The 14,821-nt window shown below is 67.8% G+C and carries 11 protein-coding genes; 2 read left to right on the top strand and 9 right to left on the bottom strand.

Going from position 1 to position 14,821, the window contains the following annotated elements; genetic code table 11:
- Positions 1-295: 295 nt before the first annotated feature.
- Together ABZY45_RS31670 and ABZY45_RS31665 are read left to right on the top strand one after the other, a co-directional pair.
- Positions 296-1,405: a helix-turn-helix domain-containing protein gene (locus ABZY45_RS31670; protein ID WP_356745592.1), complete on the top strand. Its 1,110-nt coding sequence runs from the start codon at positions 296-298 to the stop codon at positions 1,403-1,405.
- 316 nt (positions 1,406-1,721) lie between these two features.
- Positions 1,722-2,102, top strand: a complete 381-nt coding sequence (locus ABZY45_RS31665) for a response regulator (protein WP_356745590.1) — start codon at positions 1,722-1,724, stop codon at positions 2,100-2,102.
- Positions 2,103-2,157: 55 nt separating this feature from the next.
- Here ABZY45_RS31665 and ABZY45_RS31660 read toward each other — a convergent pair whose 3' ends face one another.
- From ABZY45_RS31660 to ABZY45_RS31620, 9 genes are all read right to left on the bottom strand, one after another.
- Positions 2,158-2,823, bottom strand: a complete 666-nt coding sequence (locus tag ABZY45_RS31660; RefSeq protein ID WP_356745588.1) for a response regulator transcription factor — start codon at positions 2,821-2,823, stop codon at positions 2,158-2,160.
- A 461-nt stretch (positions 2,824-3,284) separates the two neighbouring features.
- Positions 3,285-3,863 (bottom strand): DNA starvation/stationary phase protection protein, encoded by a 579-nt coding sequence (locus tag ABZY45_RS31655; RefSeq protein WP_356745586.1) that lies wholly within the window; start codon positions 3,861-3,863, stop codon positions 3,285-3,287.
- 277 nt (positions 3,864-4,140) lie between these two features.
- Positions 4,141-4,989 carry a fumarylacetoacetate hydrolase family protein gene (locus ABZY45_RS31650; protein ID WP_356745584.1) on the bottom strand — a complete coding sequence of 283 codons (849 nt, stop codon included), beginning with the start codon at positions 4,987-4,989 and terminating at the stop codon, positions 4,141-4,143.
- A 48-nt stretch (positions 4,990-5,037) separates the two neighbouring features.
- Positions 5,038-7,965, bottom strand: a complete 2,928-nt coding sequence (locus tag ABZY45_RS31645; RefSeq protein WP_356745582.1) for an FAD-binding and (Fe-S)-binding domain-containing protein — start codon at positions 7,963-7,965, stop codon at positions 5,038-5,040.
- 212 nt (positions 7,966-8,177) lie between these two features.
- Positions 8,178-9,029 (bottom strand): alpha/beta hydrolase, encoded by an 852-nt coding sequence (locus tag ABZY45_RS31640; protein WP_356745580.1) that lies wholly within the window; start codon positions 9,027-9,029, stop codon positions 8,178-8,180.
- Between the two features lie 121 nt (positions 9,030-9,150).
- Complete coding sequence (locus ABZY45_RS31635) at positions 9,151-9,876, bottom strand: alpha/beta hydrolase (protein WP_356745657.1); 726 nt, start codon at positions 9,874-9,876, stop codon at positions 9,151-9,153.
- A 428-nt stretch (positions 9,877-10,304) separates the two neighbouring features.
- Positions 10,305-11,180, bottom strand: coding sequence for an alpha/beta hydrolase (locus ABZY45_RS31630; protein WP_356745578.1), 876 nt, complete (start codon positions 11,178-11,180; stop codon positions 10,305-10,307).
- A gap of 41 nt (positions 11,181-11,221) precedes the next feature.
- Entirely contained in the window at positions 11,222-11,947 is a 726-nt protein-coding gene (locus ABZY45_RS31625; protein WP_356745576.1) for an alpha/beta hydrolase, read from the bottom strand.
- Between the two features lie 250 nt (positions 11,948-12,197).
- The gene (locus tag ABZY45_RS31620; protein ID WP_356745574.1) at positions 12,198-14,516 is read right to left on the bottom strand and encodes a tetratricopeptide repeat protein; all 2,319 of its coding nucleotides are present in this window, start codon (positions 14,514-14,516) and stop codon (positions 12,198-12,200) included.
- Positions 14,517-14,821: the final 305 nt, after the last annotated feature.

Here is a 14,821-nt window from a genome sequence, read left to right as displayed (position 1 = left end):
TGATGACAGATCCTGAGTCACGACCGAGGAAACCACACGTGCAGAAGCCGATGGCCAGGCCCCGGGAAGCCAGTTGCTTCCTTCCGCCCAAGCGCAGCTCGCTGACCGCAGCGTACGGCGCTCGGCCCGCCCCGGCCGCACGGTCCACGCTTCACTGGAGGCTGCCATGATCCGCGCCACTGACCTTCCGCCGGCCACGAACCCCACGCGGAAGCCGGGTATCCATGAAAACCACGCACCCGCACCGACAGCTCTGCGGGGGACCCGAAGACACACCGGCCGAGGAGCAGGAAACATGGCGTCGGAGGCCATGCCGCCAGGGACGGGGAGCGAGCTGAGGGGTCTTCTCTGCTCCACTGAGGCGGTGCCAGGGCACCGGAGAGCGGCCTACTGGCACGACGCCGTGTCGCGTGTGTTCCCCTCGGCCGACATCTCCGTCCCCGACGGTGAGTACCGGGGGGCCCTCAGACTGTCCCAGCTGGGTCCGGTGCTGGCCGTCACCGTGCAGGGCGACGCCATGCGCGTACGCCGGCCCGGTCGACCGGTTGCTTCCCACCGCGACGAGCCCCTGGTGGTCGTGGCCCCGGCCAAGGGCATCGTCGTCGTGGACCAAGGCGATGGAGGCACCCAAGTGCATCCCGGAGCGGCGGCATTCTGCGACATGGCCCGCCCGGTAGGCATCGACTTCTCCGACTCCCATCACGTGAGATTCCTCGTCGTGCCGCGCTGGCTCCTGAGCTTGACGGAAGACGAGCTACGGCGGCTCACCACGGCTCCCATCCATGCGGACACCCCGTCGGGTGCTCTCCTGTCGCCGCTGCTGACTCAACTGGTGGATGTCGCACCCGCCCTGCCCGCAAACACCGGTGCGACACTGGTGCACCATGTCGTCGACCTCATCGCCGTGTTGGCGGGCGAGCGGCTGCACCGGGCGGCGGATGAGATGCCGGAGGCCACGCGGCAGTTGCTGCCACGAATCCAGGAGCACATCTACCAGCACCTCGGGGACCCGGACCTGACTCCCGAATCGATAGCCCAGGCCCACCACATCTCCGTCCGCTACCTGCACAAGCTCTTCGAGCACGAGGACATCTCAGTCAGCCGATGGATCCAGCGCCGACGACTCCACGAGTGCCGCCGAGAACTGGCCCGCCGGACAACAGCGAGCCGGACCATCTCCGCGGTGGCCAGGCGATGGGGATTCACGAGCGCCGCCCACTTCAGCCGCGCGTTTCGAATGATGTACGGCATGTCCCCGGCCGAGTGGCGGCGGCTTGCCTGTCAGAACACGCCTGCGCGGTCCGCGCCCCGGACGTCTGCGGCGCACCGGGCCGGCGCCGGGCCGCTGTCCCGCAGTTCGGACCTCCGCCCGGCAGCGCTGCGCCCCGGCGCCACGGCAGCATGATCCGCGAGGCTGTTTTCCCCCGGCCCGGCCGGAGTGTCTCGGGGCGTCGATGATCACGACAAGAAGCAGCACTGTCCCGCACGGCCTGGGCGGCCGGCGTCGTAGGAGCACACCGGCCGCCGCCTCTTCCGCCACGCGCCCCCAAAAGGTGATCGGTGTGCCGCTGTACGTCACCTGCCCGTCGACGCTCGACGCAACTGAGCCTGAAGGGGTCCGGCAACGGCCATCCGATGCCTGCGGGCACCCACGACGAGGCCCCGTGCGCGGTGCTGGACAAAGTGTAGGGATCGCCCTATGGTCCGGCCACGGTAACGCTATGCATGCTGGGCTGATGTGCATCAACATCGTCATCGTCGACGACGACCCCGGGTTCCGGCGCATCGCCACGACACTGCTGATGGCGCGTGGCCTGCGCGTCGTGGCAGCGTCCGGCGACGGCGCCTCGGCCCTGGCCGCGGTGCGGGCGCATCGCCCACACGGTGTGCTGCTCGACCTGCACCTGCCTGACCTGGACGGTCTCAGTGTGGCTCGACAGCTGGCGGAGGAGGACGACCGGCCACGGGTGGTACTCACCTCCACCGACGACCTGCTCTGGTCATCGGAGGAGCTGGTGAGCGCGGGAATCGAGTCGTTCGTCGCCAAAGACAGGTTGTTCGATGCAGATCTGCGGGGGCTGTTCGCCTCCTCTGCGCCCTGACGCCCGGCCGAGGCAGTGACCTCGTCGGCACTCCCCCGCTGCGCTGCGTCCTTCGCTACTGCCCGAGGTAGCGCAGCACGGCCTGCACCCGCCGGTGCTGGCCGTCCCCCGCGGCAGTCTGGCTCAGCCCCAGCTTGAGAAAGATGCCGGTCACGTGCCGCTCCACGGCCGCGACGCTCACGAAGAGCTGCTTCGATATCCCCGTGTTCGAGTGACCTTCGGCCATCAACGCCAGGACCTGCCGCTCCTTGGGTGTCAGCGCGGCCAGCGGATCCTGTGGCCGTTTACGCCCCAGAAGTGCCGAGATCACATCCGGGTCGAGTGCCGAGTCCCGGGCCACCACCCGCTCGACGGCGTCGATGATGATCTGCGGGCTGGCCACCTTCTCCTTCAACAGGTAGCCAATCCCGCTCGGGTCGTCCCCGACCAGGTCAAGCGCGTAGGAAGCTTCAAGAAACTGGGACAGGACGATGACAGCGGTCTCCGGTCGCTCGGCGCGAATCTTCCGGACGGCCTCCAGACCGTCCGCTTCCAGATTCGGTGGCATCCGGATGTCGGTGATCACCACGTCAGGGAGGTGCTTCTGCGTGACGTGCACGAGGTCCACCGCGTTGTCGACGGCTGCCACCACGTCGATGCCCGCCTTGCGCAGGATGGTCGCGATACCTTCGCGCATGATCGGCTGGTCTTCTCCCAGCACCGCCCGCAGTGGTTGGCTCATGGCCGCATCTTAACTTGCGGACGGGTCCGGCCTGCCGACGAAACGAACGCGCGTACGAGCACGTCGGCGGTATCCGGGAGGACGTGCTCAGCCTTTCGCCGGCCCGGCGAAGGGGGTAGGCCCCGCGGGAACGCGGGCGTCGCGAGTTCGATGTCCCTGGGAATGCGGGATGTGCAGAAGGTGCCGTCGGGAGCATGGCTAACAGGACGCCGATGCGTTGGCGGGTGAGGCGAAGAAGAGCGAAAGCTCGCTCGGGCCAGGACAAAGCCGACCGCACAACCTGCAGTCAACCGTGCCTCGGCTGTGAGGTGCCCTTCTCGGCCACCGCCACGACGACCTCTCTCTGCCGGGAACCGCCGACCGCTCCTGACCGTGGGCTATGCCGTCGGTACAGGAGCGGTCGGCGGCCCCGCCGGGTGACAGCGGAGGTGGCTGTGGCCGTGGCGGGGCCACTCGTATGCTCAGACGCGCACCAGCGGAGTGTCGACCAGATGCTCGGCGAGGAACCATGCCTGGAGTTCACCGGTCCGGATGATCTGCGAAACCAGCAGGTCGTTGGTGCCGTCGTCACCCATCTCGTTGGCGCGAACGGCGGCATCGTGGGCCTCGATGAGGATCGTCTCGTGGGCCTCCAACAGACGGGAGAGCATCGCCGGGACCTCCTCGACGCCGTCCGGGGGCCGCGGGATCGACGTGATCTCAGCGACGTGCCGGGGGTCGCCCACCGCGACGCCGCCCAGGGACTGCACGCGCTCGGCGATGGTATCGATCAGCTCGAGCTGCTCGCCGGCGTGCTTGTCCAGCAGGAGGTGGAGCTGGTAGAAGGTCGCTCCGCGCATCAGCCAGTGGCTCTTCTTGTACAGGCCGTACAAGATCGAGGTGTCCGCCAAAGCCTTGTTCAGTCGCTGGCAGGAGTACATCCTGGCGTCATGGGACAAGCCGATGGGATACTGCCTGACCGTCCCGAACTCCTGGATCACCGTGCCCTTCTGGTGCAGCCTCGGCTGACTGCTGAGTGTGCGTTCTGTGCTGGTGGTCATGATGTGCCTCCTCCTGTGGTGCGGTTGTTCTGTGCTGACGCTAATCCGGGACGGTCCTCCCGGATTGCCCCGCGGTGCACGCTCATCGGTCCGTCAGCGCACACCCCGCCGCGGTGCGGGAAGACACACCTGGCGAAGACCTTCGCGATGCAGCTCCTGTCGAGAACAGGGACCGCTACCCGGACCCAGGCCGTAGAGGCGTGCTGGCCGAGGAGCTCATGTGTGTGAAGCCGGCTCGACGGACTTGGCGCGCCCTGCCCTCACCCGCACCGTGGGCTCATGCCGCAACAAACCGCTGTCGCAGTTCGCCGATGCCCTGGATCGCGCTGATGAGTTCGTCGCCGGGCCGCAGCCAGCGTGGCGGCGTGCGGCCGAAGCCGACACCTGCGGGCGTACCCGTGTAGATGACGTCGCCGGGCAGGAGCGTGAGCACCTCCGACAGTTTCGCGATGAGCTGTGGGACGGAGAAGATGAGCTGCCGGGTGGAGCCCCGCTGTACCTCTGCGCCGTTGACGCTGCAGGTGAGTTCGAGGGCGTCGGGGTCGACGAAGTCGTCCGGGGTGACGAGGAACGGGCCCATGGGCGAGAAGCCCGGGTAGGACTTGGCGAGGCCGAACTGGGGCGCCGGGCCACTCATCTGAAGGACTCGCTCCGACAAATCCTGTCCGACGGTCAGGCCGGCGACGTGGTCCCAGGCGTCGGCCTCTCGCACTCGGCGGGCCGCCTTGCCGATGACGGTGACCAGCTCCACCTCCCAGTCGGTGTGGCCACCCTCCGGCAGCACCACGTCGGAGAGCGGGCCGGTGATACTGCTGCAGAACTTGGTGAAGACCGGCGGCATGTCCTCGGGCTGGGTGAACCCCGCCTCGTCGACGTGCTCGCGGTAGTTCAGTCCGATGGCGAGGAGCTGGCGCGGAGCCGGGGCCGGGGCGCCGAGGTCGGCAGCGTCGTAGGGCCGGCCGGCATCCTTGAGATCGGCCTCCGAGGCCCAGGCCTTGAACTCTTCCCACTGCTCGTAGATCGCCTGCGGGTCGGCTGGGAAGCGATGATCGCTGGCATCGTGAACATCCACGGCACGCTCGCCCAGGACAAGCGTCAGTCGTCCGGACAGATTGGCGATTCGCATGAGGTTTCTCCTGTGCTGGCTTGTTACGGCAGGCGGGTGGCGCTGTGCTCAGTCGGGCCGGGTGACCCTTTCGAGGAGCAGCAGTACCGACTCGTAGGGGCGGCCCGTGACGTGCTCCATGCCGATTTCGCAGGTTCGGTTCGCCGAGAGGTAGGCGTCGTGGTCGCCCGCCAGGACCTCTTTGGCCTCATGTGCCGTGGCCGACTCCGCCAGCTCCTTGTGGAGCATGCCGCGGTCGCCGGCGAAGCCGCAGCATTCCGCGTAGACCGGGACAGTCACCTCGTGGGCCACGAAACGGGCCAGCTCGTCGAGCTGTTCCACGTCGCCGAGGTGTCGCATGGAACACGTCGGGTGGATGACCGCACTGTTGACCTTGCGAGCGGCGGTGAGATGAGGCAGGAGTTCACCGGCAGCCCAAACCAGTGAGTCGATCACGTCGAGCTTCTCGTGCTTGCGTCTGTTCTCCGGCGTCAGGTACGGGATGATCTCCTGTCCGATGCCAAGAGTGCAGGATGAGGCGTCGACCACGAGGGGCAGCCTGCCGCCGTCCGTCCATTCCCACGCCCGTTCGACGGTCTGGTTGGCCATGAACCTGTTGCCGTCGTCGTAGCCCTTGGAGTGCCAGATCGTGGCACAGCAGGAGCCGACGATGTCGGAGGGGACCCAGACGGGGCGGCCGGCCCGCGCGGAGAGCTTCACCACGGCGTCGGGCAGGGAGAGATGCTCTCCGCCCTCGGGTCCGGCGAATATCCGGTTGACGCAAGCTACGAAGTAAACGGCCACGGCTCCCTGTCGCCGGGTCAGCGGCAGGCCGGAAGAGGCGGGTCCGGGGATCGCGCTGATCCACTCCGGCACCAGGTCAGGGGTGACCGCCTTACGGGCCATGGTGGTAACACGGCTGAGTACGCCGTCCTTGACGTGTCCGGCGACGCCGAGCGCGGCGCGGACGGCCTTCTCCACGATCGCGAAGTGCTCGGCGACTCGCTCGGCGTTCCGCTCGGCGACGTCACCGTGCCTCTGTTGCCGGAACTGCTTCATCATGGCACCGGTGTCGATGCCCACCGGGCAGGCGATCTTGCACGTCGAGTCGCCGGCGCAGGTGTCGACGGCGTCGTAGCCGTACGACTCCAGCAGGCCGTCGGTGACGGGCGAGACGGCGGGCTGGCGCATCATCTCCCGTCGGAGCACGATGCGCTGCCGGGGCGTCGTCGTCAGATCACGGCTGGGACACACCGGTTCACAGAAGCCGCACTCGATGCAGGGATCGGCGACGGCTTCGATAGTCGGGATCGTCTTGAGGTGCTTCAGGTGAGCCCGAGGGTCCCGGTTCAGCACCACCCCCGGCGCGAGCACTCCGTGCGGGTCGAGGGCCTGCTTGACGCGCCACATGATCTCGGTGGCCTGGGGTCCCCACTCCGACTCAAGGAAGGGCGTCATGTTACGACCGGTGGCGTGCTCCGCCTTGAGGGAGCCGTCGAACCGGTCGACGACCATGGCACAGAACTCGTCCATGAACGCCGCGTAGCGCTCGACGTCTTCGGGCCGGGCCGCGTCGAAGGCGAGCAGGAAGTGCAGATTGCCGTGCGCCGCATGTCCGGCCACCGCTGCGTCGTAGCCGTAGCGCCGCTGCATCTCCAGCAGCGCCTCGCACGCCTCGGCCAGATGGGTGGGAGGAACGGCGAAGTCCTCGGTGATCAGCGTCGTCCCCGTAGGCCGGGCCTTGCCCACGGCTGTCATGAACGCTTCTCGGGCGTGCCAGTAGGTGCGCACGGTGCGTGGGTCGGAGACGAAGGCGTTCGAAACCGACGGTACCGGGGTCACCAGGTTGAGCCCCTCCGCCACTTCGGCGGCGGCGCACCGTTGGGCGAGGTGGTCCTCCTCGGCCGCGGCACGAAACTCGACCAGGAGCGCGGTGTTCTCCTGCGGAATGTCCCGCCAGTCCTCGGGTACGCCGTCCACCTCGGCACAGGCACGCAGGGTGTTGCCGTCCATCAGCTCGACGGCGCGCGCCCCCGCCCGGTTGAACTGCTGCACGGCGGCGGCAGCGGCAGGCAGGTCGGGGAAGAACAGCAGCGCCGTGTAGGTCTTCCGGTCCAGCGGGACAGTGTCGAAGACGGTCTCGGCGATGAAGCCCAGAGTGCCCTCGGAACCGACCATGAGACCCCGGAGGATGTCCACGGCGGTTGTACCGTCGAGGAAGGCGTCCAGCCGGTAGCCGCTGGTGTTCTTCAGCTCGTACTTGGCCCGTATGCGCTCGGCCAGCTCGGCGTCGCCCTCGATCTCCTCCTTGAGCGCGAGCAGAGTCGCGTGCAGCTCCGGTTCGGCGGCCCGCAAGCGCGTCTCGGCGTCCGGGCCGGCCGTGTCGATGACCGTTCCGGAGGGCAGGACCGCGGTCAGCGAGGACAGCAGGCGGTAGGAGTTGCGGGTGGTGCCGGCGGTCATGCCGGAGGCGTTGTTGGCCACGACGCCGCCGATGGAAGCCGCGATGGAGCTGGCGGGGTCGGGGCCCATGAGCCGACCATGCCGGGAAAGCGCGATGTTGGCCCGGCCGATGGTGGTGCCCGGTTTGATCCGCGCCTTGACACCGCCATCAATGACTTCCACTCCGGTCCAGTGACGGCGGACATCTACCAGGATGTCGTCTCCCTGTGCCTGTCCGTTCAGGGAAGTGCCGGCCGCGCGGAAGACCACGTGCCGACGGTTCTCCCGGGCGTAACGCAGCACGGTGGAGACATCGTCGATGTTCTCGGCGATGACCACGACACGGGGCACCAGGCGGTACGGGCTGGCGTCGGACGCATAACGCACCAGGTCGGAAATCTTGTGCAGGACCTTGTCCGTGCCCAGTTCTGCGAGCAGCGCGTCCCTCAACCCATCCGGCGTACCAGCCGCCTGGTCGTCGGCCACCCGGTCGACGGACGGTCCCTGCGCGGTGTGAGGGCGCAGCATTCCAGGCTTCGGTTCGAGCAGCGGCATGGATGTCCTCTTCCTCCCGGTTTCGTTGACTGGTGTTGTGGCCCCGGGCCGGTCGCGGCCCGGCGGGCGGCGCGGCCGGCCCGCGCGGAGCCGCCCGGGTGGCCGAAGCGGACTTCTCTGCACACCCGGATGCGGCGCGGCTCAAAACGGACGGTGCAGGCGCGGTGCCGCCGCCAGAGGGCACGTGCCGCTCCGGTCCCTCCGGTGGGTGGTCAGTGACCGACGGAAACGGCATACGCGGCCTTGTCCAGCAGGTCGGCGACGTCGCGCGGGTCGCTCACCGTGGCCGCGTGCGGTGCGTGAACGGTGACCGTGTGCGCCTTGGCGCGCGCGGCCATCCAGCGCTGCGCCTTCGGCGGGATGTTCCGGTCCTCGGTGGCGATGAGGTACCAGGTGGGCACCCTCTTCCAGGCCGCCGCGGTAGCCGGTTCGTTCAGCGCCGCCACGGTGATCGGGCGCTGCCCGACGGCCATCGTCCGAGCGGTGGCCTTATCGACGCCGGCCGCGAACTGCTGGGGGAACAGGTCCTGCCTGATGACCAGCTCTTCGCCCTGCCCGCCGCCGGGCAGGGGGTACTTCTGGACGACGGTGGTGTCGGCGAGCGAACTGCCCGGGTACTTGCCGCTCAGCTCGGCGGCGCTCTCGCCGACGTCCGGGACGAAGGCGGCGATGTACACCAGCCCCTTGACCTGGGCGGAACCGACCGCAGCTCGGCTGATGACGGAACCGCCGTAGGAGTGGCCCGCCAGCAGGACCGGACCTTCGATGCTGTCCAGGACGCTGCGCACGTAGGCGGCGTCGCCTGCCACGCTACGGAGCGGGTTCGGCGGAACCACGACGCGGTGGCCCTGACGCAGGAGTCGCTGGACTACGGGAGTCCAGCTGGAGGCATCGACGAAGGCGCCGTGCACCAGCACGATGGTGGGCAGTTTCTGCCTCTGCCCGGCCGCCTTGGAGGCCGAGGTCTCGGCGGAGGCCGAGTGGCCGATGCCCGTGATTCCGAAGGCGGCGGCGCCTGCCACCACGGACCGGGTCACGGTGCGACGCGAGATCGATGTGCTCATCGTTGTCTTTCTGCTCGGGGATGGCTCGCCCGCAAGCCATGCGGGCCGCTGTGGCACGGCTTGCGGGACACAGCGGACAGCTCGGGTTGTGGCAGGGAGCCGGGAGAGTCGCGGAAGGGAACTATGCGGAGATGGCCTTGATGGCTTCTTCGATGAAGGCGACGACCTTCTCGGGGTGGGCGAGCATGACGAGGTGGGAGGAGTCGACCTCGATGGTGGTCATACCGGCGCGCTCGTAACCGAAGCGCTCGACGTCAGGGTTGATGGTGTGGTCCGAGGACGACACCAGACCGAAGGACGGCTTCGTCCTCCAAGCCGCGACCGGAGCGACATCCGCGAACGCCTGCGCCGCCAGCGGACGCTGCGAGACCGCCAGCACCCTCGCCAACTCCGGATCGACATCCGCCGCGAAGATCGCCGGGAACCTGCCGACGTCCACCGACACATCCGTACCCGACGCATCCGCCCCCTCGACAGGGAACGGCGAATACACCAGCGCCGCCGCCAGATCCGAGTCCGGGAACCGCCCCTGCAGCTCCCCCAGACTCTCGCCCACCTCAAGGGCGTAACCCGACAGGTAGACCAACGCCTCGACGTTGTCCTCCACCCCCGCCACCGTGATCACGGCGCCACCGTACGAGTGACCCACCAGCACCACCGGGCCATCGATCTGACGCACCACCGAAGCCACATACGCCGCATCCCCGATCAGACTGCGATTAGGAACAGCCGGAGCGACAACCCTCAACCCACGGTTCAGCAACTCGGGAATGACAGCGGAAAAACTCGACGCGTCCGCAAACGCACCATGCACCAGAACAACGGTCGGCTTCTCAGAACGCGACATCATGGGGCTCATCTCTTTTGCTGTGTGGTGGACTTCAAAGAAACCGGAGGGCTTACTGAGGCACCAACGGCTCGGAAGTACTGATGACTTCCAGAGCGCCGGTCAGTCCGGAGCGGGCCCGGTCACCGGAGAGCGGCCCGCTGGTTGGTCAGTGTGGGCCCCTGTTCTCAGCTCCCGAGCCGCCTCCGGCAGCGGTCTCGGGGAGGTCAGCCCGTGGGTACGGAAAAGAACGTACTGGCCCCGCCGAAGGGCAACTTGCCTCTGGGCGTCCCGGACCTTGTCCGTGAGCGTTACGCCTCCCGGCGTTCGGATGGGAGGGCTGTGCGGGCATAGGAAAGGCGGCAGGGGGCGATACCGCCACCACTGCCGCCTTCCGGCGTTCCACGCCTGCTGATCCGGACCGACGGACAAGGAAACGTAACAGCCGATCAGCCGTTCCAGCCGTCCAGGAAAGCCAGGATCTCCGCGTTGACGACCTCGGGTTTCTCCTCCTGGCACAGATGCCCGCACTCAGGGATTGCCAGACCCCGGACATCACGGGCGATGCCCTTCCACACCTCCAGGACGTCGTAGGCCTTGCCGACCGCGCTGAAGTCCTTCCCCCACAGCGTCAGCACGGGACAGTCGATGAGCTGATCCTCGTCCGCACGGTCCTGGGCGACGTCCTGGCCGGCCGCACGGTAGTCCATGCACGAACCGCGGACCGCGCCCGGCTGTTGGTAGGCGCGCACGTAGACGTCGATCTCCTCGGCCGACAGCATGTCCGGGTCGTAGGACCAGCTCCGGTAGAAGTACGTGAGCCACGCTTCCTCGTTGCCCGCGATCAGCGCCTCGGGGAGGTCGGGAACCTGAAGGAAGGTGAAGAACCAGTAACCGGCACGAGCCATGGCGACGTCGTAGGTGTCCGCGATGACTCGCGTCGGGATGTTGTCCATCGCGATGAACCGGTCGATGCGGTCGCGATGGTCCTTCGCGAACCGCGTCCCCACACGCGCTCCCCGGTCATGACCGATCAACGCCACCTTGTCATGACCAAGATGGTCCATCAGGGCGACGATGTCCTGGGCCATGGTGCGCTTGTCGTAGCCCGACGCAGGCTTCTCCGTGTCACCGTAACCGCGAAGGTCCGGCGCGATGACCGTGTACTCCTGCGCCAGTACGGGGATCTGCTTCCGCCAGCCGTACCAGGTCTGCGGAAAACCGTGCAGCAGGTAGACCGGTGGCCCCTGGCCCGCACTGACCCAATGTTGGTTGATTCCGTTGAGCACCGCGGTGTGGTGCGTGACATCTATCGAAACAGTCATGCCGACTCTCACGTTCTGGAGAAAGGGGAGGCTGCCGGCCCTCAGGCGTCGATGGCCTTGATGGCTTGCTCGATGAAGGCGACGACCTTCTCGGGGTGGGCGAGCATGACGAGGTGGGAGGAGTCGACCTCGATGGTGGTCATACCGGCGCGCTCGTAACCGAAGCGCTCGACGTCAGGGTTGATGGTGTGGTCCGAGGACGACACCAGACCGAAGGACGGCTTCGTCCTCCAAGCCGCGACCGGAGCGACATCCGCGAACGCCTGCGCCGCCAGCGGACGCTGCGAGACCGCCAGCACCCTCGCCAACTCCGGATCGACATCCGCCGCGAAGATCGCCGGGAACCTGCCGACGTCCACCGACACATCCGTACCCGACGCATCCGCCCCCTCGACAGGGAACGGCGAATACACCAGCGCCGCCGCCAGATCCGAGTCCGGGAACCGCCCCTGCAGCTCCCCCAGACTCTCGCCCACCTCAAGGGCGTAACCCGACAGGTAGACCAACGCCTCGACGTTGTCCTCCACCCCCGCCACCGTGATCACGGCGCCACCGTACGAGTGACCCACCAGCACCACCGGGCCATCGATCTGACGCACCACCGAAGCCACATACGCCGCATCCCCGATCAGACTGCGATTAGGAACAGCCGGAGCGACAACCCTCAACCCACGGTTCAGCAACTCGGGAATGACAGCGGAAAAACTCGACGCGTCCGCAAACGCACCATGCACCAGAACAACGGTCGGCTTCTCAGAACGCGACATGACGATCCTTCGGTAAGAGCTCAGTAGCGGCATGCGGCCCGGTCGGGCTGAGGAGGGCAACGGCCGTCAGCCGGCTTCGCAGGGAAGGCCGGCGATACGGCAACGCAACCTCGTACGCGGCGATTCGAGCACGCTGCCCTAAGTCTGTGCACGATTTCGGGCTCGACTTGCCTTGGTGTGCATGCTCTCTGTTCCCTCCGCGCCCTCACCGCACCGCGTTCGCCACGGATCGCCCGGGTGAGGGGGAGCCTCAATCACCCCGCTCGTAGCGGTGCCGCACCGCCTTTGTGTTGAGGCGGGCGAGCCGCGCGCTCGCTTCGGCGAGACGTACCGGGTCCGCGTCGGAGCCGAGTGCGACGCATGCGCGGAATGCCTCATGCGCCTCCTCCTCGCGGCCCTGGGACAAAAGGACCTCGCCCAGGTGGAGAAGGTGAATGCTGCGGAGCGAAAGGTTCCCGAGAGCGTCGGAGAGACGCACTGCGCGCCGGATGTGCGTGACAGCGTCGTCCCACTTCTCCAACAGCGCATAACTTCTGCCGATCCCGGATTCGATGCTGATGCGTGCCGCCGCGGCGATGTGCGTTTCGATGAGATCGCCGGCGTCCTCCAGCATCGTGAGAGTCTGCTGATAGGCAGCAAGGGCGGCGGCTCCCTCGCCCTGCGACAGAAGGTTGCTGCAGCAGCCGTGCCGGGCCCAGAGGCTGCCGTGGTGATCGCCGGTCGAGGCGAACAGCGGCGTGGCACGGCCGTACTGTTCGGCGGCCTCCGCGAATCGTTCCATGCTCCGGTGCGCCCACCCCTGGTAGTAGTGAGCCCACGCCTGTTGCGGTACGTCGCCCTCCCGAAGCGCCGCCGCCAGCGCCTGGGAGGCCACGGGAAGACCAGCCTCGGGGCGGCTCTCGCACACGATGAGTGCCCAGGCGTAGTAGTTGAGATGAGTGGCACGCATGACCTCGTCGCCCAGGAGACCTGCGCTCCGGGCAGCCATGTCGTACACCTCGGGCCAATGGCCCCAGAAGACCCACTGGTCCGAGAACCAGTGCAGGGACTCCGCCACCTCCACCACCAGCGGGTGCTCGCCGGCCTGCGCCGCGGCGCGCAGAGCTGCCAGCCAGTTGGCCCCCTGGATCTGCAGCCATTGCCGGGCCAGTGCGGCGGAGGACAGGTCCACAAGCCCGCGCCAGTGGGCTGGTGGCGCCCCGTGGCCGGGCTCGAACCACCGGCCGGCAACAATGGTGGTCTCCAGCAGCCAGCGGTACAGGCCGCCCCTTACCCGCTCCGCCTCCTCATGCCCTTCCTCCGCTTCGAGGCGGCCGCTCGCGTACAGACGCAACAGATCGTGCAAGCGGAACCGGTCGCCTCGGGGGCCGAGCAGCCCGGCCTCGACCAGCTCCTCGAGGGTGTCCTCCGCCGACGGGAGGTCCTGTCCGAGAAGCTGCGCGGCGCAGGCCACCCCGGCATCCGGACCTGGCACGACGGACAGCCTTCTGAACAGCCGAGCCGCATCGGGAGTGAGCTGCCGGTACGACAGGTCGAAAGCGGCCGACACCTTCCTGCCTCCAGCGACCGGCGAGTCGAGGCGGTGCTCGTCCGAGGCGAGCCGGTCGGCCAGGCGGCGTACCGTCCAGCCGGTCCGGGTCGCCAGCCAGCTTCCGGCCACCCGCAGGGCCAGTGGTAGGTAGCCGCACAGGTGAGCCACCTCGCGCAGCGCGGACGCCTCCCGTGTGGCGCGCTCCTCGCCGATCGCGGTGGTGAGGAAGGCTACGGCCTCGTGCTGGGCCAACTCGCTCAGGCAGATCCGGTGCACGTTTCGCAGCCCGATGAGCACTCTCCGGCTCGTCACCACCACCATGCTCCGGCCGCGCTCCGGCAGCAATGGCTCCACTTGTTCTTCGTCACAGCCGTTGTCGAAGATCAGCAGGCAACGCCGCTCGGCAAGGAGGTCCTGGTAGAGCGCCGCGTGTCCCGTCGGGCCGGCCTTCACGAGCTCGCCGTCGGCGACGCGGAATGCCTTGAGGACACTTAGCATGAGTTCCGTCGCCGAGGCAGGGGTCTCGTCCATGCCACGTAGGTCCAGCACCATCTGGCCGTCGGGAAAGTGAGGTACCAACTTCGTGGCGGCGTGCAGAGCCAGGGCTGTCTTCCCCATGCCGGGTGGTCCGGCTACGGTGACCACCACTGGCTGCGACCCGTCGCGCGCCGAGCCGCCCCCTCCGGCGGGCGAAACCTCTTCCGCCGCCAATGCCGTCAGCGAGACCAGCTCGGGCAGACGTCCTACGAAGTCGTCGGTCCGCCGGGGAAAACTGTGGACGGGCATGGCCGAGGAGGCGGGTCCGCGTCCCCTGCGCGCCACCGTGAGAAGGCGGCCGCATTGTTCCGTGTCCAGGCCAAGGCCGGCGGCCAGAGCCGCCACCGTGCGCCGCCGCGGGGCGGCGCGCCGTCCGCGCTCCAAATCCCCAATGCCCCGGGCGCTCACTCCCGACAGGTCGGCAAGACCCTGGATGGTCAGGTGCGCGTCGAGCCGAAGCTGTCGCAGCAGCGCCCCGAATACCTCCCTCTCGCTGTTCACTTTGGCCGTTCCCTTCGTGGTCGGCCGTGGTCCGGCCTTCGAAGGACGATCTCAGTGGCACCGCGAGCGCTGATTCGAAGTACGCCGTAGACAGGGACCAGCGGCTTCGTCCCCCATTTTAGCTCTCCTGTTCTCCTCCTGTATCACGCGCGACGGTCAGCGTCTGGATCGGTCGGCCTCTCCCCCCGAAGGGGAAGAGCTGAGCGAAATACACCAGCTTGCTGACCGCGGCAATATCATCGCGACGAAAAAGTCGAGCACACAGCGGCGGAGAGACCGGTCGCGGTCTGTCTCCGCCCGAGCCT

Origin of the sequence: Streptomyces sp. NPDC006516 (assembly GCF_040611875.1) — a bacterium.
Classification (GTDB): domain Bacteria; phylum Actinomycetota; class Actinomycetes; order Streptomycetales; family Streptomycetaceae; genus Streptomyces.
The sequence above is the reverse complement of the archived record's forward strand: the minus strand, read 5'-3'. Positions and strand labels throughout refer to the sequence as shown.

Coding starts and splice junctions, on each gene's coding strand:
- ABZY45_RS31670 (WP_356745592.1), top strand. CDS start 296: ATGGCGTCGGAGGCCATGCCGCCAGGGACGGGGAGCGAGCTGAGGGGT.
- ABZY45_RS31635 (WP_356745657.1), bottom strand. CDS start 9,876: ATGTCGCGTTCTGAGAAGCCGACCGTTGTTCTGGTGCATGGTGCGTTT.
- ABZY45_RS31630 (WP_356745578.1), bottom strand. CDS start 11,180: ATGACTGTTTCGATAGATGTCACGCACCACACCGCGGTGCTCAACGGA.
- ABZY45_RS31640 (WP_356745580.1), bottom strand. CDS start 9,029: ATGAGCACATCGATCTCGCGTCGCACCGTGACCCGGTCCGTGGTGGCA.
- ABZY45_RS31625 (WP_356745576.1), bottom strand. CDS start 11,947: ATGTCGCGTTCTGAGAAGCCGACCGTTGTTCTGGTGCATGGTGCGTTT.
- ABZY45_RS31660 (WP_356745588.1), bottom strand. CDS start 2,823: ATGAGCCAACCACTGCGGGCGGTGCTGGGAGAAGACCAGCCGATCATG.
- ABZY45_RS31645 (WP_356745582.1), bottom strand. CDS start 7,965: ATGCCGCTGCTCGAACCGAAGCCTGGAATGCTGCGCCCTCACACCGCG.
- ABZY45_RS31655 (WP_356745586.1), bottom strand. CDS start 3,863: ATGACCACCAGCACAGAACGCACACTCAGCAGTCAGCCGAGGCTGCAC.
- ABZY45_RS31650 (WP_356745584.1), bottom strand. CDS start 4,989: ATGCGAATCGCCAATCTGTCCGGACGACTGACGCTTGTCCTGGGCGAG.
- ABZY45_RS31665 (WP_356745590.1), top strand. CDS start 1,722: ATGCATGCTGGGCTGATGTGCATCAACATCGTCATCGTCGACGACGAC.